General features: G+C 31.3%; 19 protein-coding genes and 3 pseudogenes. 13 read left to right on the top strand and 9 right to left on the bottom strand.

Features of this window, described 5'->3' with window-relative positions; all coding sequences use genetic code 11:
* Nucleotides 1–12: 12 nt before the first annotated feature.
* The 4 genes from ilvB to ATHE_RS02470 form a co-directional block, all read right to left on the bottom strand.
* Nucleotides 13–1,620 carry a biosynthetic-type acetolactate synthase large subunit gene (gene ilvB, locus ATHE_RS02485; protein ID WP_015907090.1) on the bottom strand — a complete coding sequence of 536 codons (1,608 nt, stop codon included), beginning with the start codon at nucleotides 1,618–1,620 and terminating at the stop codon, nucleotides 13–15.
* A 173-nt stretch (nucleotides 1,621–1,793) separates the two neighbouring features.
* Nucleotides 1,794–2,588 carry an SDR family NAD(P)-dependent oxidoreductase gene (locus ATHE_RS02480; RefSeq protein WP_015907089.1) on the bottom strand — a complete coding sequence of 265 codons (795 nt, stop codon included), beginning with the start codon at nucleotides 2,586–2,588 and terminating at the stop codon, nucleotides 1,794–1,796.
* Nucleotides 2,589–2,611: 23 nt separating this feature from the next.
* Nucleotides 2,612–3,406, bottom strand: coding sequence for an MBL fold metallo-hydrolase (locus tag ATHE_RS02475; RefSeq protein WP_015907088.1), 795 nt, complete (start codon nucleotides 3,404–3,406; stop codon nucleotides 2,612–2,614).
* Nucleotides 3,407–3,463: 57 nt separating this feature from the next.
* Nucleotides 3,464–4,279: an amidohydrolase family protein gene (locus tag ATHE_RS02470; protein WP_015907087.1), complete on the bottom strand. Its 816-nt coding sequence runs from the start codon at nucleotides 4,277–4,279 to the stop codon at nucleotides 3,464–3,466.
* 717 nt (nucleotides 4,280–4,996) lie between these two features.
* On the opposite strand from ATHE_RS02470, the gene ATHE_RS02465 reads away from it, so the two are divergent.
* The 3 genes from ATHE_RS02465 to ATHE_RS02455 all read left to right on the top strand — a co-directional run bounded on the left by ATHE_RS02465 (nucleotide 4,997) and on the right by ATHE_RS02455 (nucleotide 8,162).
* The gene (locus ATHE_RS02465) at nucleotides 4,997–6,544 is read left to right on the top strand and encodes a hypothetical protein (RefSeq protein ID WP_015907086.1); all 1,548 of its coding nucleotides are present in this window, start codon (nucleotides 4,997–4,999) and stop codon (nucleotides 6,542–6,544) included.
* Between the two features lie 110 nt (nucleotides 6,545–6,654).
* Nucleotides 6,655–7,266 carry a hypothetical protein gene (locus tag ATHE_RS02460; RefSeq protein WP_013431064.1) on the top strand — a complete coding sequence of 204 codons (612 nt, stop codon included), beginning with the start codon at nucleotides 6,655–6,657 and terminating at the stop codon, nucleotides 7,264–7,266.
* A 260-nt stretch (nucleotides 7,267–7,526) separates the two neighbouring features.
* Nucleotides 7,527–8,162, top strand: coding sequence for a hypothetical protein (locus tag ATHE_RS02455; RefSeq protein WP_015907085.1), 636 nt, complete (start codon nucleotides 7,527–7,529; stop codon nucleotides 8,160–8,162).
* 221 nt (nucleotides 8,163–8,383) lie between these two features.
* On the opposite strand, the pseudogene ATHE_RS02450 reads toward ATHE_RS02455, so the two are convergent.
* Both ATHE_RS02450 and ATHE_RS02445 read right to left on the bottom strand, forming a co-directional pair.
* A pseudogene (locus tag ATHE_RS02450) lies at nucleotides 8,384–8,923 on the bottom strand (2-isopropylmalate synthase); the annotation flags it as partial.
* Between the two features lie 175 nt (nucleotides 8,924–9,098).
* Nucleotides 9,099–9,368: pseudogene (locus tag ATHE_RS02445) on the bottom strand (amidohydrolase family protein); the annotation flags it as partial.
* 454 nt (nucleotides 9,369–9,822) lie between these two features.
* Here ATHE_RS02445 and ATHE_RS14915 point away from each other — a divergent pair.
* The 10 genes and pseudogenes from ATHE_RS14915 to ATHE_RS14205 all read left to right on the top strand — a co-directional run bounded on the left by ATHE_RS14915 (nucleotide 9,823) and on the right by ATHE_RS14205 (nucleotide 17,370).
* Nucleotides 9,823–10,809 carry a hypothetical protein gene (locus ATHE_RS14915; RefSeq protein ID WP_231503249.1) on the top strand — a complete coding sequence of 329 codons (987 nt, stop codon included), beginning with the start codon at nucleotides 9,823–9,825 and terminating at the stop codon, nucleotides 10,807–10,809.
* Between the two features lie 20 nt (nucleotides 10,810–10,829).
* On the top strand, nucleotides 10,830–11,549 hold the full coding sequence (locus ATHE_RS02430; RefSeq protein ID WP_015907083.1) for a hypothetical protein: 720 nt from the start codon (nucleotides 10,830–10,832) through the stop codon (nucleotides 11,547–11,549).
* Nucleotides 11,550–11,816: 267 nt separating this feature from the next.
* Nucleotides 11,817–12,212, top strand: a complete 396-nt coding sequence (locus ATHE_RS14910; protein WP_232421999.1) for a hypothetical protein — start codon at nucleotides 11,817–11,819, stop codon at nucleotides 12,210–12,212.
* 11 nt (nucleotides 12,213–12,223) lie between these two features.
* On the top strand, nucleotides 12,224–12,982 hold the full coding sequence (locus ATHE_RS02420) for a hypothetical protein (protein WP_015907082.1): 759 nt from the start codon (nucleotides 12,224–12,226) through the stop codon (nucleotides 12,980–12,982).
* A gap of 272 nt (nucleotides 12,983–13,254) precedes the next feature.
* Nucleotides 13,255–13,572 carry a hypothetical protein gene (locus ATHE_RS02415; protein WP_231503246.1) on the top strand — a complete coding sequence of 106 codons (318 nt, stop codon included), beginning with the start codon at nucleotides 13,255–13,257 and terminating at the stop codon, nucleotides 13,570–13,572.
* A gap of 80 nt (nucleotides 13,573–13,652) precedes the next feature.
* On the top strand, nucleotides 13,653–14,261 hold the full coding sequence (locus ATHE_RS02410; protein WP_049760238.1) for a hypothetical protein: 609 nt from the start codon (nucleotides 13,653–13,655) through the stop codon (nucleotides 14,259–14,261).
* A gap of 25 nt (nucleotides 14,262–14,286) precedes the next feature.
* Complete coding sequence (locus ATHE_RS14905) at nucleotides 14,287–14,700, top strand: hypothetical protein (protein WP_232421998.1); 414 nt, start codon at nucleotides 14,287–14,289, stop codon at nucleotides 14,698–14,700.
* Nucleotides 14,701–15,195: 495 nt separating this feature from the next.
* Nucleotides 15,196–15,855 carry a hypothetical protein gene (locus ATHE_RS02400; protein ID WP_015907079.1) on the top strand — a complete coding sequence of 220 codons (660 nt, stop codon included), beginning with the start codon at nucleotides 15,196–15,198 and terminating at the stop codon, nucleotides 15,853–15,855.
* An 11-nt stretch (nucleotides 15,856–15,866) separates the two neighbouring features.
* A complete protein-coding gene (locus ATHE_RS14595; protein ID WP_015907078.1) occupies nucleotides 15,867–16,019 on the top strand; it encodes a hypothetical protein in 153 nt (50 codons plus the stop codon).
* A 125-nt stretch (nucleotides 16,020–16,144) separates the two neighbouring features.
* Nucleotides 16,145–17,370: pseudogene (locus ATHE_RS14205) on the top strand (IS256 family transposase).
* Between the two features lie 317 nt (nucleotides 17,371–17,687).
* Here the strand turns inward: ATHE_RS14205 and ATHE_RS02385 are convergent.
* The 3 genes from ATHE_RS02385 to ATHE_RS02375 all read right to left on the bottom strand — a co-directional run bounded on the left by ATHE_RS02385 (nucleotide 17,688) and on the right by ATHE_RS02375 (nucleotide 20,984).
* Nucleotides 17,688–18,362, bottom strand: coding sequence for a hypothetical protein (locus tag ATHE_RS02385; protein WP_015907077.1), 675 nt, complete (start codon nucleotides 18,360–18,362; stop codon nucleotides 17,688–17,690).
* A complete protein-coding gene (locus ATHE_RS02380; protein ID WP_015907076.1) occupies nucleotides 18,362–19,477 on the bottom strand; it encodes a hypothetical protein in 1,116 nt (371 codons plus the stop codon). The genes ATHE_RS02385 and ATHE_RS02380 overlap by 1 nt, the downstream gene beginning before the upstream one ends.
* Before the next feature lie 124 nt (nucleotides 19,478–19,601).
* Nucleotides 19,602–20,984 (bottom strand): hypothetical protein, encoded by a 1,383-nt coding sequence (locus ATHE_RS02375; RefSeq protein WP_015907075.1) that lies wholly within the window; start codon nucleotides 20,982–20,984, stop codon nucleotides 19,602–19,604.
* Nucleotides 20,985–21,069 lie beyond the last annotated feature (85 nt).

Here is a 21,069-nt window from a genome sequence, read left to right as displayed (position 1 = left end):
TCAATTAAACCCTTAAGGTATAGTTGGCTCATCAGGGCTTGTTACAACTTCAAGCAAAAATGGACCATTGTGGCTTTTCATAATCTCAATAGCCTCTTTTAACTTTTCCTTGCTCTCAAGCCTCATACTCTCAATGCCATATGCTTTTGCTAATATCATAAAGTTAGGGTTACCATCCAAGCATGTTGCAATAAATCTGCCTGTACATCTTTTTTTCTGAAGCTCATATACCATTCCAAGCCTTGTATTGTTAAAAAGCACAATTTTTACCGGTACCTGCTCTCTTTTTATTGTTGCAAGTTCCTGCAAAAGCATCTGAAAACTTCCATCGCCAGTGATGCTAATTACCTCCTTCTCGGGTCTTCCAAACTTTGCGCCAATTGCAGCAGGGACGCCATATCCCATTGTACCAAGTCCACCCGAAGTTATAAAGGTTCCTGGTTCTTTGATATATAGATTATGAGCCGCCCAAATCTGATGCTGACCAACATCTGTTGTGATTATATAATCACCATTGTATGCCCTTGAAATTTCTCTTAGCACATCATAAGGATGAAGCTTGTCATCATCTGGAAGAACTTTCCTTTGCGCTTTAATCTCATGAGCCCAAAAATCTTTTCTTTCTGAAATTCTTTTATTAATCTCTGAAAGCACCTGTTTTGCATCGCCAACAATTGGAATGTTTGTGTCAACATTTTTGCCTATCTCAGCAGGGTCAATGTCTATATGAATAATCTTCATATTGTCAGTAATCTTTGTATCACCCAGCGCCCTGTCGGCAAGCCGCGCACCTATCACAATTAAAAGGTCTGCTTGTCTGAGCGCCAAATTTGCCTCTCTTTGCCCATGTGAGCCTATCATGCCAAGATAGTAAGGATGGTCTGTAGGAATACAGCCAATTCCCATTAGGGTTGAAATTACAGGGATCTTTTGCTTTTCTACTAAAATTCGAAGCTCCTCTGATGCCCCTGATGCAATAACTCCACCACCGCTGCATACAACAGGTCTTTTTGAGCTTTCTATTGCCTCTACTGCCCTTTTTATCTGCAGAGGATGCCCTTTTTCTTTTGGCTTGTAGCCAGGAATATCAATTTCTTTTGGGATTTCAAATTCAATCTCCTGCATCTGAACATCTATAGGAACATCTATCAAAACAGGTCCTCGTCTTCCTGTTGAAGCTATATAGAATGCTTCTTTTAAAATCCTTACAATTTTTTTAGGGTCTTTTACAAGATAGTTATGCTTGGTAAACGGAGCTGTTGCCCCTGTTATATCCACTTCTTGAAACACATCTTTTCCAATTAAACTTGAATTTACCTGACCTGTGATAGCCACAATAGGAACTGAATCCATATATGCAGTTGCAATGCCAGTTATAAGATTTGTAGCACCAGGCCCAGAGGTTGCAACGCACACACCTACCTTGCCAGTTGTGCGCGCATATCCACTTGCCTCATGAACTGCTGCCTGTTCTGTTCTCACAAGGACATGCTTTATGTTAGAATCATAAAGAGCATCATAAAACGGATATATTGCCGCACCTGGAATGCCAAAGATAATCTCTACACCTTCGCTTTTTAAAACCTCTACCATTGCCCGTGCTACCGTCATCTTTGCCATAAATACAATCCCACCCTTTATATATGAAAAGTCCGACCATGCTACTTTAATTTGTCGGACAATTGCTTTTTTGCTAATAGCTTTTTGTTATTTTCAAATTAAATTTTGAAATATTTTAGCACGTATTTTTATTCGTGTCAAGGAATTTAGGTGCAAAGACTATTACAATCTTTTTAACTTTTTTTAAATGCTTTTTCAACTATAAAATCTGAAAGGTGTGGAAAAAGGCGGGTAAAAAGCACAAATATATAGTCTTTTTTAGATGTGTATATCTCTTTCCTGTTCTTCTCAATACCCCCGATAATTCTTCTTGCAGCAACATCCGGCGAAAGCCTTGAAAGCCGAATTTCATCTTCTGGATATGGCTTTCCTAAAGCTTTTTTTCTAAAGCTTGTTGAAATAGAACCTGGATATGCATTTAAAATGGTTATATTGTACTTTTTTAATTCAATTCTTGCAACATCAGCCATGACCGACAATGCCGCTTTTGAAGCTGTATAGCCGCTTGTGAATGGCACAGGTCTTTTCACACCAAGCGAACAAATATTCACAATTGTGCCTCCTCCTTGTTCTTTAAAAAAGGCTATTCCATACTTCATCATGTAAAAAGCACCAAAAAAGTTAGTATCAAATACCTTTTTAAGATCAAGCTCATCGATTTCTTCCACTTCACATCTCAAGCCAACTCCTGCGTTGTTAATTAAGAAATCTGCCGTTTTTAGCTCATCTTTTATGGTTTTAAAAACATCTTCACAATCTTTTTTGAAGCTCACATCAGCCTTTATTAAAAAGAGATTTTTCGAAAACATTATGAGCTCATTCTGAAGCCCTTTTAAAGACTCTTCTGACCTTGAAATGGCAACAACCTTTGCACCTTTTTCAAGTAAAATCTTTGTCATTTCCTTCCCAAGACCAGATGTTGCCCCTGTAATAATGATGGTCTTATCTTTCCAGAAATCTTTTCTCATGCGGTACTACCACCTTTTAATAATTATGATGATATTTCAATCACATCTCCCACACCACAAACTTTTAGCTTATTTGGTAGATTATTACCAAAATAAATTAATGCTTCTGTCCCAGAGCAGTGAAGAGGTACAAGCTTATAGATTCTCTTATTCTTGAAAAACTGACAAAGCCTTTGCAAATCATCTTGTTGAAAGTCCTTTGAATGAAATCCGCCGATTACTGCGAAGATGCTCTGAGAAAAGCATTTTTCCACTTTTTCTATAATATTCTCAATTCCATTATGACTGCAGCCAACAATAAGTATAAGTTTGTTATCTTCTTTAACTACTAGAGATTGTTCTTCTAAAAACAAATCGCTTTGAAACCGACCATCTTTGAGAATATAAAACTCATCAGATTCCTTACCTGAGGTAACATTCACCACAAAAATACCATCAAACATCTCATAGACATCTTCATTAACAACCTTAAACCTTGCCATGTCAAGCACTTCAAAATTTTCACCTATAAATTTATACTCCCCTTCTCTTTTGGCAAACTTTTTCTCAAAAAATCCATGGTGCACCCAAATATTACAATCTGTTCTTTCAATAAGAAATTTAAGACCACCTATGTGGTCATAATGGGCATGGCTCAGAACAATTGCATCAAAATCAAAGCCCACACCCATCTTCTCAATGTTTTTCACAATGGCATTTGTCTGCCCACAGTCAAACAAAATCTTTTTGTCATCTTTTATAACCAAAATTGAAAGACCATGCTCTGCTAAATACCCACCTTTGAACGTCCAGTTATTGACAATTATTTTGGCTCTCAATTTTAAAAAGCCTCTCTTTCTAATATTTGCTGTTAAGTGACCTTTGAGCAAAACATCTCACTTTGCCCTATGGACAATTTTAAGTCCAAGTAGCTGCTGTGCATTCTTCCAAAAAATCTTTTCTTTCTCTTCTACAGAAAGTCTTAAGCTATTTACATACTCAACTTCTCTTTTCTGGTCTTTCCAGGGAGAGTCTGTTGCAAACAAAATCTTATCTATCCCATGATTTCTGAAAATCTCTTCTGGATTTTGTATATCAACTTCACCAAAGAAAAAGGATGTATCAAGATACACATCTTCACCTATCAAGTGCTCAAGCGTCTCATCAAAAAATCTATATCCACCCATATGCGCTGCAACAATCTTTGCACCCGAAAAATCTTTTAGGACCTTATGAAGCTTTTTTGGTGTACAATGGTAAGGTGGCATAAAAGCCGGATCAACTCCGCTGTGAAAAAGTATAACCATATCGTTTTTTGCAATAGCATCATAAATGGGGTACATCTTTTTATCATCTACAAAAAAATCCTGATAATCAGGGTGAAATTTTATTCCAGCAAACCCGTTTTCTTTTAACCACCTTATCTCTTCTTTCCACTTATCAAACTCAGGATGAACTGTGCCAAAACAAATTATGTCCTTGTTTTCTTCCATTACCGACAAGGCCCATCTGTTAATTGTCCTTGTTTGCTGAGGTTTTGTTGCAATGGGCAGAACTACGCACATGTCAATTCCAGCTTTTTTAGCAGACTCTTTCAAACCTGACAGACTGCCGTTGTGATAATATGGCATACCAGAATTTTGTGAAAGTTTTGACATTGCTCTTGGTGCAAGTTCATCTGGAAAACAGTGGGTGTGAAAGTCTATAATCATACTCTCCTACTCTCCTTTTTTCTTTTCTAAATTTTTCATTTGATTATTGCAAATATCTTTCATTTTCAGGTGGCTGGAGCATAAAATTTTTTAAAACTTATCTCCAGTTTTAATATTTTACCATAGTTTCCTTATTAATTATTCACAAAATTTCTTTTTGTCTTCATCTAAAACTTTATTTAAAATGCTAATTGTTTTTTTCTTTTTTTTTTTTTTTTTTTGCTAATATGAAAGTAAATAATTAACTTGAGAGGTGATTTCATTATCTAAAACTTTTGTCTTCTAATTCAACAACTTTGTTCTTCTTATTCTATTTTCAAATATACCAAAGAGTCGAAGGGTGATTTACTAAGGATTTCTAATATACTAAAAACTATAAAAGCACAAAGAATAACTTTATAGCATTCTATATTACTATGGTATATATTAGGTTAAATTATACAAAAGTACAGAAAAAAGAAACATTAAGAGGAAACTTTTTATGTAGCAGCAAAAAATTATGTGCAGAAAAAATAAAAATTGGTTTTTGTCTTTGCTAAAAGTTCTTTGGCGTCTTCGGCTTTCTGAAGTTTATTTTGTAGTATGTGTTATGCGGTGCATAAATGAAACAGCATTTATATCCGATTCTGATCAAAATATAATGTAAGAAGGGAATTGTTGTTAAAATTGTGAATTGCAGTTATATAAATAATTAACTTGAGTAGGAGGAGGAGTATTATGATAGTTAGAAATAAAATAATTACTAAAATACTAGCAGTATTGATGATAATATCTTTTTCTCTTATTACGAGTGCCTTTAATATTAAAGCGTATGCAGAAAACAATGAATTGATTGTTGACAATGGTATTTTAAAAGGAATACAATATAAAGGTGGAAATTTTGTTAAAGTTGATTCCGAAAATCAACTGGATTCTAAATTGATAATTAAAAAAATGCAAATAAAAAATGATGAGCTTATTTTAGAAGCTGTAATAGAAAATAAAAATATGCAAAACTTAATTCAAGCAACTGGAAAAATATATTATTCTCAAAACATGATGTTGAAGAAAACAAGATCTCTAACAGTATTATTTAACAATGAAGGAGATTACAAAATATTATCATTTATACTTGAAAATAACGCCAATGAAGGACTTCTTCTTCCTGTAAATAGAAAACTTAAAAATAAAACTGTGGCTAAAATAGCAGTATTGTGCATAAACACAAATGATATTTTCTACTTTGAAGATGTTTTCCCCAGTATAAATAAATTATCAAGCTTATATACTGTTGCTAAAGAGCCAGCTGAAACTTATAATAAAGATGAAATTGATAAATCAGGTATAGAAATTGGCAAAACAAACATTGACGAAGCTGACAAAGTAGGTTTTTCTGAAAATTGGTTTATGCCTTTTATCGCAAACAGTAATACTTCCCAGCTTGAAGAAACCAAAGATGTTAGCCATAAGGAATCTCAAATTGTTAGTCTCACAACAACGTCTCCAGTACCTGGTGTTCCCGTGAGTGATTTTACTACTCTTGGCAAGAAGTTATTTACAGCTGATAACGCTTATGGTTACTACAAAAACACTGTAGAGTGGCCAGTAGGAAGCGGCAATAGACTTACAACTTTACTAAAATGGGGATATACAGTTAATCCACCTTCAGATACTAGAAACAACACAGCTGTAAATGGTGGTATTCAGTTAAGTATCGAAACCGAAGCCCAGTATATTTATCTTTCATATAACGGTTCAATTCAATTATTTGATAATAGTGCCAATTTAAGAGTAAGAAATGCATATATTCAAGTAGGTATTGGAACAGGAAATACCGATATAATGTATAGAATTAGTAGAGAGGAACAACTTTATGTTACTAATATAAATTTTGATATAGTTGCAGCAGTGGGATTATTACCTTTTGCTCAAAATTATACCAATGCAGTTGATTTTTTTAGATCAATCATATCACGAGATGAAGTATTAGCCCCTACTTACTTGTATCCTATGTCAGTAAAAGAGCAAGAAAAGCAAAAAGGAAATACTGTTAGGGCTTTCAAGCTTAGTGCACTATCAAACTCATATTTAAATACAGAAGGTCACCGCTTGCTTTTAATGTATGATGTTTGTGTGCCAACTGACAGAACAAAAGTTTTAGGGAGTCGTACACTTTATAATAAATTTTATTTTGAAATATATTCACGTCATCCTGTTTGGTTAACATATAGTGTATTGGAAGCAACTGTAGACAAAACAATTACAAAAAATTATTATATTCAATAATGCTAAAGCATAACCATCTAAATATGAATGCGCTGCATAAGCTTTGAATTATGCAGTGCATTAATATACTTTTTTTATTTATGGAGGTATATTGAGAGAGGAGGAAATTCATGAAGAGAAAAATCATTTATATCCATATTGTTTTCTTGGTTATAATAGCATTAATTTTATCTATTTTTTATAAAAATTACTCAGTAAAAAGAACATATTTTGTTAGAGCTTTGGAGAATATGAAATCGATAGTCTCTTCTGAAATACGAGAAACCACGTGGTTTACAAATAATATAATATATAATTTTGATAAATACGGTTTTTCTATGGAAAATGTATTGTTTTTAAAATCTAAAGTAGAATTTGTTTCTTATATTATAGAGGCACTTAAGTATATAGACATCGATTCTTTGGAGATACTTGATTATAATGCAAAATTAAATTCAATGTATTGGACATTTTTACAATATGGTAGATTTTTGAGTAAAGTTATTGAGTATATTAAAGATGGAGGCAAGCCTTTTAATTTATTTGACAACAATGATAACAAGTTTTTAATAAAAACTAAAAAAGATATATATAACGAGTTTTTATTATATCACGACCTTTTTTCAAAATTAGACTTACACGTAACAAAGTCTTCTACAGGTACTGAGTTATTTAATAAGATTATTAAAACCTGGGATATTGAAAAGGCAAACAAAATAGTATACCCTTCTGAAAGAAATTAAAAATAAATCTTAGCTTGTGATAGCTTATGAAAAAAAAAGATTAACTACATTAGGGTTGATATGTTTATGAAAATAACAGGCAGCAAAAGCTATTATATTAAATAAAACTAAAATATTTGCATTTGACTGTCTTAAAAGTTATTGGGACTGTCCCTTCATTACAATAAATATAAAGTTTTTAATTAGTATCACATAAATTTTTTAAAACTTTGTTTTTAAGACAACCCCAAGTACTTTTTATTTTTGGGGGGAAATCCTTAATGAATAAAAAACTTATTTACAAACTTGCTTTCTTATCAATTATTTTAGCCTTGATTTTGGCAGTAATTTGCTGGAATTACTTTAATATCAAAGAGAGATTTGCTAACTCAAGTAAAGCCGCTAAATATGAATTTTTCTGTTCAATAAAAGATACTTACTTTAATGCTTTATATTTCATGGAAAATTTGAAAAAAAATAAATTGACTTTTTCTCAGGAGTTTTTATATCTAAGAGATAGCTTGACCAGTAGCGCACGTCTTTTAGTAATATTACGTAACACAAATCCCAGATATAGAAAATATGAATCAAAGCTCCCATCTATTTTTTATACGGTTAATGATATTAACTTGTTAATAGGACAAATATATTTTAATCTCTCAGAAGGTAAACCTATTACTACAAATGATAGCAATAAACTTAAATTTTTAACAAACGAAGATATTTACAATATGCTATCAAATTATTGCAGCTTGATAAAAAACATAATATCTGAAAACGGAAAGATTATAGAAAGTGATAAAGCTTTATATGACCCCGACAAGTATTTTGATAAAATGCTCGAAAAGTGGGACATAAAAAAAGCAGAGTTGTTATTTCACAAAGGCTTAAAAGCTGATATAACTGATTGGCCTTGAATTAGTTCACCTTTAGTTTAATTTTTACCCCTCCTAAAAAGTAAATTTCATCGCATATCCCCTTTCATTTGATTGAGCTATTTGTCTTTGATAATAAATATAGATATTGTTTAATCGTCAAGACTAACCTGGTAGAAAAATGGAAACAGACAAGAAAGATACAAAAATAAAAAGCCAGTCCAACTTTTTAGGACTGGCTTTTTTCAAATGCTTGAGAAAAATTATTTTACTCTGCTTCCATGCATTTTGAAAAGCTCTGGCATGACTTCTCGGACAACCATTTCAAGCTCATCGTCACCAATAACAGTTGTTCTTCCATTTTCGTACTCCCTGTCAACCCACTCTTTAATTTTAGCAACTCTCGGGTCGCGCTTGTCAATCTTCTTGTCACCTTCAAGCCTAAAATATGTGTTAATCCATGCAGCGATACCTGCAAGCCCAGAGTATGCATCAACTGCAATGACAATTGACCTGTTTAAAATCTTCTTTGTATCAAAGATGTTGTAGATTTCCTCATCCTTTAAAATACAGTTAGCATGAATCCCTGCTCTTGTTGCATTAAACGCTCTGCCAACAAACGGCGTTCTTGGTGGAATCTCATAGTCAAGCTCTTTTTCAAAGTAATCTGCAATCTCAGTAATTACCTCAAGCCTCATATTCTTTGTTGTACCTCTAAGCTGAGCATATTCAATTACCATAGCCTCAAGCGGAGTATTACCAGTCCTCTCACCAATACCCAAGAGTGAACAGTCGAATGCAGAAGATGAAAATTTATTAAGATGAAAATTATTTATATCCATATTGTTTCTATGGTTATAGTAGACTTGATTTTATCTGTTTTCCACTAAAAAATTATTCAATAAAAAGACGCAATGATTTAACATATTATATTGTTAATTTTCAAGATCATTTTTGAATACAATCTATTTTCGTGCCAAACTCAGGATGAACTGTGCCAAAACAAATTATGTCCTTGTTTTCTTCCATTACCGACAAGGTCAATCTGTTAATTGTCTTTGTTTGCTGTGGTCTTGTTGCAATGGGCAGAACCACGCACATGTCAATTCCAGCTTTTTTAGCAGAGTCTTTCAGACCTGACAGACTGCCGTTGTGATAATATGGCATACCAGAATTTTGTGAGAGCTTTGACATTGCTCTTGGTGCAAGTTCATCTGGAAAACAGTGGGTGTGAAAGTCTATAATCATACTCTCCTACTCTCCTTTTTTCTTTTCTAAATTTTTCATTTGATTACTGTAAGTATTTTTCATTTTCAGGTGGCTGGAGCATAAAATTTTTTAAAACTTATCTCTTAGTTTTAATATTTTACCATAGTTTCCTTATTAGTTATTAACAAAATTTCTTTTTGCCTTCATCTAAAACTTTATTTAAAATGCTAATTGTTTTTTTTTTTTTTTTGCTAATATGAATGTAAATAATTAACTTGAGTGGTGACAACAGTTTGCACAGTATTAAAAATTTAATATGATCTTTTAATGTCATTATTATTTCATTTAATTGTTTTTTTGTATATAAAATTTTTCACTTATTATCACTTTTTGTTTAAAATCACTATTGTTTTTACCTGTATTTTTCAATATACTTTTGTATCATAATTCCATAATAAACAAAAAACAAATGAAAATAGGGGTTATGAGGAAAATGAAAAGTATTGTATTAACTTCTAATAATCTTAATTTGAATCTTAAAAATAGCTCTTGCCTTCAAAACCCGTCAGCCCAAAAAAGTACTGCAGAGCAAATTTCAAAAAGTTATCTCTCACCTTCAAAACAAAATACAGCCCAAAACAACTCTAAAATTTCGCCTGCCTATGTTTATGAAAAAGGTTTTCCTGCTGATGAGTTCTATGGTAAAATAGTTTACGAAAGACCTCAAAGCAAAATCCATGTATCTCAACAACAAGAAAATTCAATAAAAGCTCTGAGTAATAATGCGACAAATAGCACATCTAAAAAAATAATCGGAGCTTCAACTATTCCATCTGTTTTTAGAAAATTAGAAAATCTTACAAATGATATTAGGGAGAAAATTTCAGATTCATTGAAGAAAACTGAAATAAATGCTATAAGAACAGAACTGAAAGTAGGGTTAGAAGCTTTGAGGACAGTAAAAGGTAATGAGTTGAAATATGCAATAAACTTTTTAGAGCATGCTTTGCAAGATAAGCCTTCTGATATGATAATTACAAATGAAAAAAGTGAATTGTCTAAAAAAATAAAGAAGAACATAGATTATAAAAAAGCAAGTGAAAAGGTTATTTTAGTGGCTGGAGGATTACTTCCTACAATGAAAGTTGGGGAAGAATATGATAAAAACAAAAAAGAATTTTCCGTAACATTTTCTAAAGAACATGATTTGGACCTCTATTTAGCAATAAACAATGCAAATCTATACTTTAAAAAGGAGAATGAAGATACTATAAGCATATGGCTTCAAGATACATATAATTTTGACAATGCTACTTTGAAAGAGAATTCAATAGAGTTGATAGATGACTGGTTAAAGGGTAAATTAACCTTTGGTAAATGGCTTAATGAGTTTGGACAAGATTTAGAGAAAAATCATATTGTTAACGAGTATGAAATTAAAATTAAAATAGAAACAGTTAAGATATTAATACCTCAATAGAAAAAAGGTGGTATAATCTAATGGTAATTAAAATTTTTAAATTTATTTTAATAATTGTTATAGGAGTTATACTATTTTTTACTTTCTCAGTCGGTATATTGCTATTTTTACTTCACTTAAATCCCGATCCACCAAAGTATGTAAAAAACCGTGCTGAGTGGATTAGGTTGTATAAGATATTTGATACAGAGTTTCCTGAGCCGATAAAAGAAGAAAAAATCGTTAGATGTGAATTTCTGTTCTTTGACTTGCTAATTTTTGATGAAAAAGACAAACCCAAATTAGAAAAGCTAACAAAAAACTGGGTTTATGTTAAAGATAGCAAAATACCAGAAAACATATACAGTAAAATACAAAATGACCCGGACAATGTATCTGGTAAGGTAAAAGAAAATATTGAAACTATTATATGGTATGCTAAACTTTTTTCCTTAGGGAAACACAGACTCCCTGACGAGTGGAAACCACTTTTTTTTGATATTGATGGAAAACGTGTATATGAAAATAAAGGTGCAATCTTGAATGAAAAATTAGCTCAGAATATGCTCATAGAAATGAAAGAGGAATATAAGTTTTATAGATATTACAAAGCAACAAAGGCTGGAACAAAAGAACTTTCTCTTTATTTTATATATATTCCAAAAACCAATCATTTATATGTATTAAATGATGGTTACTACACTGAAAGGATAGACTATATTAAAGATAATTTACAAGAGTTACAAAATAAAAATAAATGAACTATGTTCTTTAAAGTTTGTTGAAAACAAAGAGTTAAAAGGATGTTAAAAAATAAGGAAAAAAATATCTGTGTTTCTATCAATTTTTGTTGTAATAACAATTATTGCAATGGGAATGTTTTTAATCTTTAAAGATGATCTTTTTGTTTTTAGAAATAACAAGCCTATTTATACAAAAGGTGAGCCAGTTTTGGTAGAATTAAAATTTGGATCTACAAAGGGAGAATTGATAAAAAAATTAGGAAATCCCAAAAAAGTTAAGAAAGAATGGTGGGTGCTTATGGTGATTATGGAGAATATTGTTACTATGATTGGGGAAACCTTTGGTTAGCACCAGGTGTTAAAAAGAATTCATTTTATATAATATACGCAGTGATTAACAAGAGAGGAATAAAAGGACCGAGAGGAATTGAAGTTGGAGATAGTTATAAAAGAGTGCTAAATAAATTTAGATATAGTCCAGAAAAAATTGGTGGCAAAAAATATCTATACTATATCAAGCCAAAAACAAAAGATGATATCACACAATTTGGTTGCATAACCTATAATGAAAAAGGTGAAATTGACAGCATTTATTACCAAGACAGTCCCTATTATGGAATTGAATTTAAAATATCAAAAGGTAGAGTAAAGCAAATTGTGGCATATTATCATGATAATTAGAGGTGAAATCTTTGAAAGCCAGAAAAAGAATTATTGTACTAATACCAATCATGATTTTAATTTTGCAAAGCACCCTTGTTTTAAGCAATGATAAAAATGAAAAAATTGAAAAAGGCTATTACGATTACAGCGGCAAAAAAGGAAGTAAAGATATAATAATGAGCATATATATTAACAACTCAAAAATTATAGGACTCTGCGCTTTTAAAGGAGTTAAAGAGCATATAAAAGTAGAAGGAAAATTGAAAAACGGAAAAATAACATTAATCGAATATAACAAAAAAGGCCAAATTGCAGGAACTTTTTATGGTGACTTGATAACAATAGATACAGTTGAAGGAACTTGGAGTAATGGCAAAATTAAAATGCCTTTTAAATTGAAGCTTGTTAACATAATTTATACGGATTATGGGAAAAGATATAACTTTGTTGGTTTCCCAGACGAAGAAGTAGTAAAATTCGCTACTAACATTCAAAAATATTTAATAAAAAACGACAAAGAAACACTTGCAAAACTGATAATATATCCTATAAATGTTAAAATTGATAGTAAAAAGAAAACCATAAGAAATGAAAAAGAGTTTATCAATAATTTTGACAAGATATTTAATGGCAATTTAAAAAAAGCAATTATCAATGCTGACCCTTTGTTTATGTTTGTAAATCAGTACGGAGCCATGTTGGGAGAAAATGGATATAATATCTGGTTTACAGGAGTACAAAAGAAGGACAAAAAGTACTACTTGTTGATTTATACTATTAATAACTGATTATATTTTAGATTTGGAATTGAGCTACATCAATTTTTATTAATTGAACTCCTTAAGATGTAGCTCTTTTTATTTGATTTATAAAACACCCGCAAGAATTAAAGTGCCTTCTCAAAAAACATATATTGTCTATTTTTTATATATACATTTTTAACTCATTGTTGCTTTTTTGTTTAAAATCACTATTGTTTTTACCTGTATTTTTCAATATACTTTTGCATTATAATTCCATGATAAACAAAAAGCAGATGAAAATAGGGGTTATGAGGAAAATGAAAAGTATTGTATTAACTTCTAATAATCTTAATTTGACTCTTAAAAATAGCTCTTGCCTTCAAAACCCGTCAGCCCAAAAAAGTACTGCAGAGCAAATTTCAAAAAGCTATCTCTCACCTTCAAAACAAAATACAGCCCAAAACAACTCTAAAATTTCGCCTGCCTATGTTTATGAAAAAGGTTTTCCTGCTGATGAGTTCTATGGTAAAATAGTTTACGAAAGACCTCAAAGCAAAATCCATGTACCTCAGCAACAAGAAAATTCAATAAAAGCTATGAGTAATAATGCGACAAATAGCACATCTAAAAAATAATCGGAGCTTCAACTATTCCATCTGTTTTTAGAAAATTAGAAAATCTTACAAATGATATTAGGGAGAAAATTTCAGATTCATTGAAGAAAACTGAAATAAATGCTATAAGAACAGAACTGAAAGTAGGGTTAGAAGCTTTGAGGACAGTAAAAGGTAATGAGTTGAAATATGCAATAAACTTTTTAGAGCATGCTTTGCAAGATAAGCCTTCTGATATAATAATTACAAATGAAAAAAGTGAATTGTCTAAAAAAATAAAGAAGAATGTAGATTATAAAACAGCCAGGAAGCATATTATTTCTGTAGCTGAAGAATTACTCCCTACAATGAAAGTCGGAGAGATAATAGGACTAAGTAAAAACGAAAAAAATAGAAATAAATATGAATTTCCTGTAACATTTCGTAAAAATCATGATTTAGACCTCTATTTAGCAATAAACAACGCTAACCTGTATTTTAAAAAAGAGAGTGAAAATATCATAAGTATATGGCTTCACGATACTTATAACTTTGATAACCATATTAAAAAACAAAGTTCAATAGAACAAATACCGGACTTAATAAAAGGAAAAATGAGCTTTGGGGAATGGTTAAATGAATTTGGAGAAGATTTGCAGAATATTGGGGTTGTCAAATCATATGAAATTTTTATCAAAATAGAAACAGTTAATGTCAACGTTCTTTTATAAATAAAGAAGGGAGTAATACCATGTGGTGGTAGGCAAAAAAATTTTGAGAGGATGCTTAATAATTGTTTTATTGGTCATAGTGTTTTTAGTTTTTATTATTGGTTCAACAGCATTTTTGATTTATGTTGTTCCTCACAAACCAATAAAGCGTGTGAAAAGCCGTGCTGAGTGGATTAGATTGTATAAGATATTTGATACAGAGTTTCCTGAACCAATAAAAGAAGAGAAAATAGTAAAATGTGAAGGCCAATTTCTTGACCTATTAATTTTTGACAAAAAAGCTAAACCTGAATTAGAAAAGCTAACTTCAAATTGGCTTTATGTAAAAGATAATAAAAAGCTATATGATTTAGATATAAAAAAGCGATACGAAATTGAAGCAGTTTTAGGTACTGTAGAAGAGTTATCTTTAGGAAAAAAAATCTTCCTGAAGAGTTAAAACCGTGGTTTTTCAGTGAAAATGGAGAAGAATATGATAGTTCAATTTTGAATGAGAAATTAGCTCAAAATATGCTTTCTGAAATGAAAGAAGGATATAAATTTTTTAGATACGAAAGATACAGGAAAGACGGAATAGGACGTGTACTCTCTCTTTATTTTTTTTATATACCAACGAAAAATCATTTATATGTATATAATGATGATTACTACTGGGAGCAAATTGAGTATATTGAAAGAGATAATAGAGAATGTGGAATTAAATGAGAATGGCGAATAAGAAATTTTTCATCTCTAAAATTGATACTATTAATAAGTGATTATATTTTTGATTTGGAAGCGAGCTACATCGATTTTTATTAATTAAACCCCTTTAAGATGCAGCTCGTTTAATTGATTTATAAAACAAATATCCGCAAATGAAAATAGAGGGCTGTGTAGAAGCAATTTAATAAATCAATGGATGTACTAAGATTAAAACCAAAGAGTGAAAAGGATGTTAAAAAATGGTGAAAAAATATCTGTTCTTTTAACAATTTTTGTTATAATAACAATTATTGCTATGGGAATGTTTTTAATCTTTAAAGATGATCTTTTTGTTTTTAGAAATAACAAACCTATTTATACAAGAAACGAACCGGTTTTGGCAGAATTAAAATTTGGATCTACAAAGGGAGAATTAATGAAAAAATTAGGAAATCCCAAAAAGGTTAAGAAAGAATGGTGGGGTGCTTATGGTGATTATGTAGAATTTTGTTACTATGATTGGGGTACTATTTGGTTAGCACCCGGTAATGAAAGTGATTTGAGTAAATATATAATATATGCAGAAATTAACAAAAAAGGAATAAAAGGACCCAGAGGAATTGAAGTTGGAGACAGTTATAAAAAAGTGTTGAATAAATTTAGGTATAGCCCAGAAAAAATTGGCGATAACAAATTTTTATACTGTGTCATTTCAAAAACAAAAGATAATGGTTTAAAAAAAATTCAGCCCACCAAGTTTGACGGTATAGAGCAATTTGGTGGCATTGTTTATAATAAGAAAGGAGAGGTTGAAAGCATTTATTATCAAGATACTCTTTATTACGGAATTGAATTTAAAATATCAAAAGGCAGAGTAAAGCAAATTGTGGCATATCATCATGACAATTAAAGGTGAAGTCTTTGAAAGCTGAAAAAATTATTGTTCTAATCTTAGGCATGTTTTTAATTTTGCCTAATACAATTGTTTTAAGCAATAATAAGATTGAAAAAGGCTATTACGATTACAGTGGCAAAAAAGGAAGTAAAGATATAACTTGGTTTACAGGAGTATAAACGATGGCTAAAAAGTCCTGCTTGTTGATTCAGAGACTATAAATAATTTTGTGTAAAGTATAAGAACCTCCTTCTTGGTAAGAATCAGAATATAACAAAAATATCCAAGAAGGAGGTTTTTTGTTATGGAGAATGTTTTAACAAAAGAGCAGCTCTTAGAGTTTATAAGAAAAAATAATATTCAGAGCGTAAGTGATATTTACGAAAGTTTAAAAGACCTGTTCAAAGATGTACTTCAAAACTTTTTAGAAGCAGAAATTGAAGAAACTCTGGGTTATGAAAAATATGATATTAAAAACAAACAAACTACTAACTCTCGAAACGGATATACTCAGAAAACCGTAAAAACAAAATTTGGAGAGATGGAAATTGATATTCCAAGAGACAGAGAAGGTGAATTTGAACCTAAGATAATTCCCAAATATAAAAGAGATATCTCTGAAATTGAAGATAAAATAATAGCTTTATATTCCAGAGGGATGACAACAAGAGATATTCATGAACAAATAAAAGATATCTATGGTATTGAAGTATCTGCTGAGATGGTAAGCAAAATTACAGAAAAAATAGTACCATAGAATAAGAGAATGGCAAAATAGACCATTGGAAAAGATATATCCGTTTATTTTCATGGACGCGATCCACTACAAGATAAAAGATGAGGGTAAAATTGTGAATAAAGCTACCTATGTTGTTTTAGGGATTAACATTGAGGGATATAAGGATGTTTTAGGAATATGGATAGGAGAAAGTGAAAGTTCTAAATTCTGGCAAGGTCGATTGAATGATTTAAAGACAAGAGGAGTAGAAGAAGTCCTGCTGTTTTGTGTTGATGGTCTTACTGGTTTGAAAGAAGCAATAGAAGCAGTGTTCCCAAAGAGTGATATTCAAAGATGTATAATCCACCAGTTGAGAAATTCATTTAAGTATGTTTCGTATAGACACATAAAAGAATTTTCAAAAGATTTCAAGAGAATATACCAGGCAACAAATGAAGAAGAGGCATTTGAGAATTTTTGTCAAATAAAAGAGAAATGGGGGAAACAATATCCTTATGCATTTAGAAGCTGGGAAAGCAACTGGGAAATGCTGACCTCGTTTTTTAAGTTTCCCCCAGAGATTAGAAGAATAAATTTATACAACAAACATTATAGAAGGTGTTCACAGACAGTTTAGGAAAGTTACAAAGTCAAAATCAGTATTTCCAAATGATATAGCTTTAGAAAAGATGCTTTATCTTGCAACAAAAAATGTTGTAAGAAAGTGGACACGAAGGTACAGAAATTGGGATGTAATATTAAATCAGCTTTTGATAATGTATCCTGAGCGTTTGAGAGAGTATATAAAGTAGATAGCAATCACCAGTTCGCATTTTAAACTGCTTCCATGGAAGCAGTTTAAAACAATAAATCAAAAACAGAGTATCATAACCCAGTATTAAATTTTGTCCACGATTTTAAAAATTTATGCATAAAAATTTTTAAAATGGTAATACTAAAAAATAGAAAGTAGACAAGTTTATCCTAAGATTATTTATAGACCCAAGTTAAGAATTTATGCATAATGTCATACACCACCACATAAAAGTTTGTAGTAATACCTTCTTAATTATTTCACTATTTGAACTATGTTGTCTGTAATACGTAAGGTAAAGACTACTTTTTAGCTTTATACGTTTGTTTTTAATATACCTGATTCTATGCCATATACACTTGGAGTTATCACAAAATAGTCTTCCAAGATGTACAATCCATCAATAAAAAACTTTACTTTCCACTTACCTGTAGGCATTTCATCGCTTATCTGTATGTAATGCCACTCAGTTATGTTGTCCATTCCCTCATCATCACTCCAAACAATACCACTGCTTTGAACAAAAAATTCCCCATTAGGCTTATACCAAAGTATACTGCTTTGATGAAAACCCAAAACATCTTTATACTCAATCCTCACACATACCTTCTCGTCTTTCCTTGAAAAAGCTCTTTTATAAATTAACTTCCCACTTTCAACTGTATCATTGCAAAAGCTAAAGTCTTTAACATATATACTTGATTCAAAATCATATGTTAAGATTTCTCCGTTGGCATTTATAGCTATGCAGGAAAATATCTGCCCGTCTTCTGTTGGCAGTGTAAACGGTGCTGCCCAGTCTATCAGCCTTATATTGTCGTCAATCACAAAAATGTATCTATAAATATCAGAAGGATTCAAATCCAGCTCACACACAAAACTATCATCTCCTCTTGTCATCGGAATGTATTTTTTTCCTGTCTTCTCTGATATGATTTCTAAATAAACTCTCTCTGCTTCTAAAAATGTGCATTCAAACCTGTACTTCATTATTTCCAACCCCTCTTTGCTATCTCTTTATCACTTCTAAGTACATTTGTAGTCATACACTTTTTTCTGTTTTCCTCAACCCATCTTTTCCACATAACCTCAAGTTCTTTTTTCTCTTTCTCACTTAGCTTAAACTCTTTTACCAACCTCTGAAAAAATGGAAATGGATAAAGTTGTATATTACTCTTCCCAAAACCTATCAACGCTTTCTTGCCTTTTTCAATATCTCCTACCTTTCGATAATAGTAAATCCCTAAATACTCTGGATCTTCTTTCTTCATAATCTCTTCTGCCTCTTTATATTTGCCATCAATTAGTTTGTTAAGAAATTCTAACATTTTTAATTGAAACTTATAATTTTTAAAATAATCTTTGTATTTTGGATAATTCTTTTTCCAGATGCTGTACACCTCTCTTAATTTATCCTTCATACCTAATTCATAATAACAGTCTCCTGAATATGATAATAGTTCAATATATCTTTTTAAAAATTTATTTTCATTATCTTCCTTATAAAGTCCCAAGAACTTTTCTATGTATTCAAGTGCTTTCTTGTAATTTCCATATGCTTCCAAATATATTTCTGCAAGACTATAGTATGCCATAGTATTAAAGTACCACGTGTCTCTTATATTCATAGAGTCATTTATCTTTAAGGATTTTTCTAACCAGTTGACGGATTCTTTCATTCTTTCTATTTCTCCAAGTTTCCAACTCCTCTGAGTAACAGCAATAGATTTTGCATAATATGCCATTTTTCTCATCAATCTCGATGTTCTATTATCTATACTTTTCAAAGCAAGGTCTGCATAATACTCCTCCATCATCGGATTATCAATCTGGTGAGCTATCTCCACAAGTCGATAATAACCGTTTATTTTTTCATCAGAAGTTTTAGCATTTTTAACAATCCATTTAGCAAGAGCTGCAGCGTTATTATACTCCCCTCTATCTTGCATGCTTGTTATTACATCATGTGTATCACTAATTGACAAAGTGTTCATTATAACTTTGTCATCTACAATGATATATCTGTTTGAAAAAAATTTAAAACCAAAATAAACCAGTATTAAACCTATCAATCCAATTATCAGCCACTTCCTGCTTTTCCTCATCCTTTTCAACTCTCATTCCCCTTCCTACTACAAACTCTTTTACCGGGTATATTTTATCAAAAAGCAATTACTCTCTTCAATACAAAGCACACAGAGCTCTTTGCAAAGCTCTGTGTGCAAAAACTTAATGACCAAAAGCTGGTTTTGCTACTTTTGTCGTAACATCAAATACTTTTTTAAGTTTTCCTAAATTATTAGATACTTTGGCTGCCTTCGCTAATTTATCTAATCCTTTGGTACCTGCTATACTAACCCCTACTTCAAACAGTGCTTCCCCTACCATTTCTCCTCTTTTGTAATCATCACCATTTACAAATTCTTCCTTTGCCTTAGCAATAGATTGCTCTACATATTTTAATGCTACCTGCGGATGTTTAATTAATTCTCTTGCTCCTTCTGCGATTTGCTTTGGATGAGTTACAACATCAACTAAACTCTTTACAGTATTTACAGCCCCTTTGATAACTCCAACAGCAACTCCTATCTTAAACTTTGTATCATTTGGTACTGCGAGCCATACACCCTGCATAGTGGTCTTTATCTTATTAAAAGTTTTCTCATCAATGCTTAACCCTATGCTTTGTTCGGAAGTTATCTTACCTGTTGATAAAGAATGAGTTACCTTAGCTAAATTTATTTCAGCTTTTCCATTGCTCTTTACTGCTCCCCCAACTGTTACATTAACTTCCTGATTATGTGTCTTCAAAAGCACCAGTTTTGTTCCACCTGCAATCTCAGCACCCCTTTTGTTAACTGTTACATTACTTACAATCTCAGTTTTATCATTAACTTTCATACTCGTGCTATTCTCAAAACTCTTGCTAATTTTTCTCTTCTCTAATTCCAAATTCAATTTACCAGAATTGCTGTGCTCAACAAAACCAGAAGCCTTCTCTGTATTTGCTTTGTACTGAGAAGATTTTTCAACTCCCACTTCTCCACTTACTGAAGATGTAAATTTTAGATACATTTTGTTGCCTGCTACATTCAAGGTTATTTTTTTCTCTTTTATAGTTTTATTCCCTACAACAGAAATACTATTTGTTGTTGTAACATCTACAGCTTTTTTCAAACCTTCTTTAATATCCTTTGCAACAGTCTCTAATTTTTCCCCAGTTGATTTTACTACTGAAGAAATTTTGTGCTCTACTGTTTTAACTGTGTTATTCAAATTTGAAACTGTAGATTTTACAAAATTGTTGACTTTGTTCTGAATACTTTTTGTAGTGTCACTAATATCTTTTTTGATATTTGAAAAAATACCCAAAATCCCTCCACTATTTCGTGTATTCGAACCATGAGTTTTACTGCTGGTAGAAGCTTTTTGCAAAGAAGTGTTTGAAAGTGTAACTTTGTATGCAGCAGTAGACTGCACAGAAGGTTTATCAGGCACAATCCAACCTGTTGAAAGCGTTTGTGCAGAAACACTATGATTGGAACTATTGACCTTAATATTGTTGTGAGTATTCTTAATCAGGTTATAATTCGTAATAATTTTATTACTCATACCCCTCACTCCTCGTTTCTTAATTTTTGTTTGATTATATCCCAAAAAAAAAAAAAAACAATATATAATATTGATGAATTTTTTC

Origin of the sequence: Caldicellulosiruptor bescii DSM 6725, from assembly GCF_000022325.1 — a bacterium.
Classification (GTDB): Bacteria; Bacillota; Thermoanaerobacteria; order Caldicellulosiruptorales; family Caldicellulosiruptoraceae; genus Caldicellulosiruptor; species Caldicellulosiruptor bescii.
The sequence above is the reverse complement of the archived record's forward strand: the minus strand, read 5'-3'. Positions and strand labels throughout refer to the sequence as shown.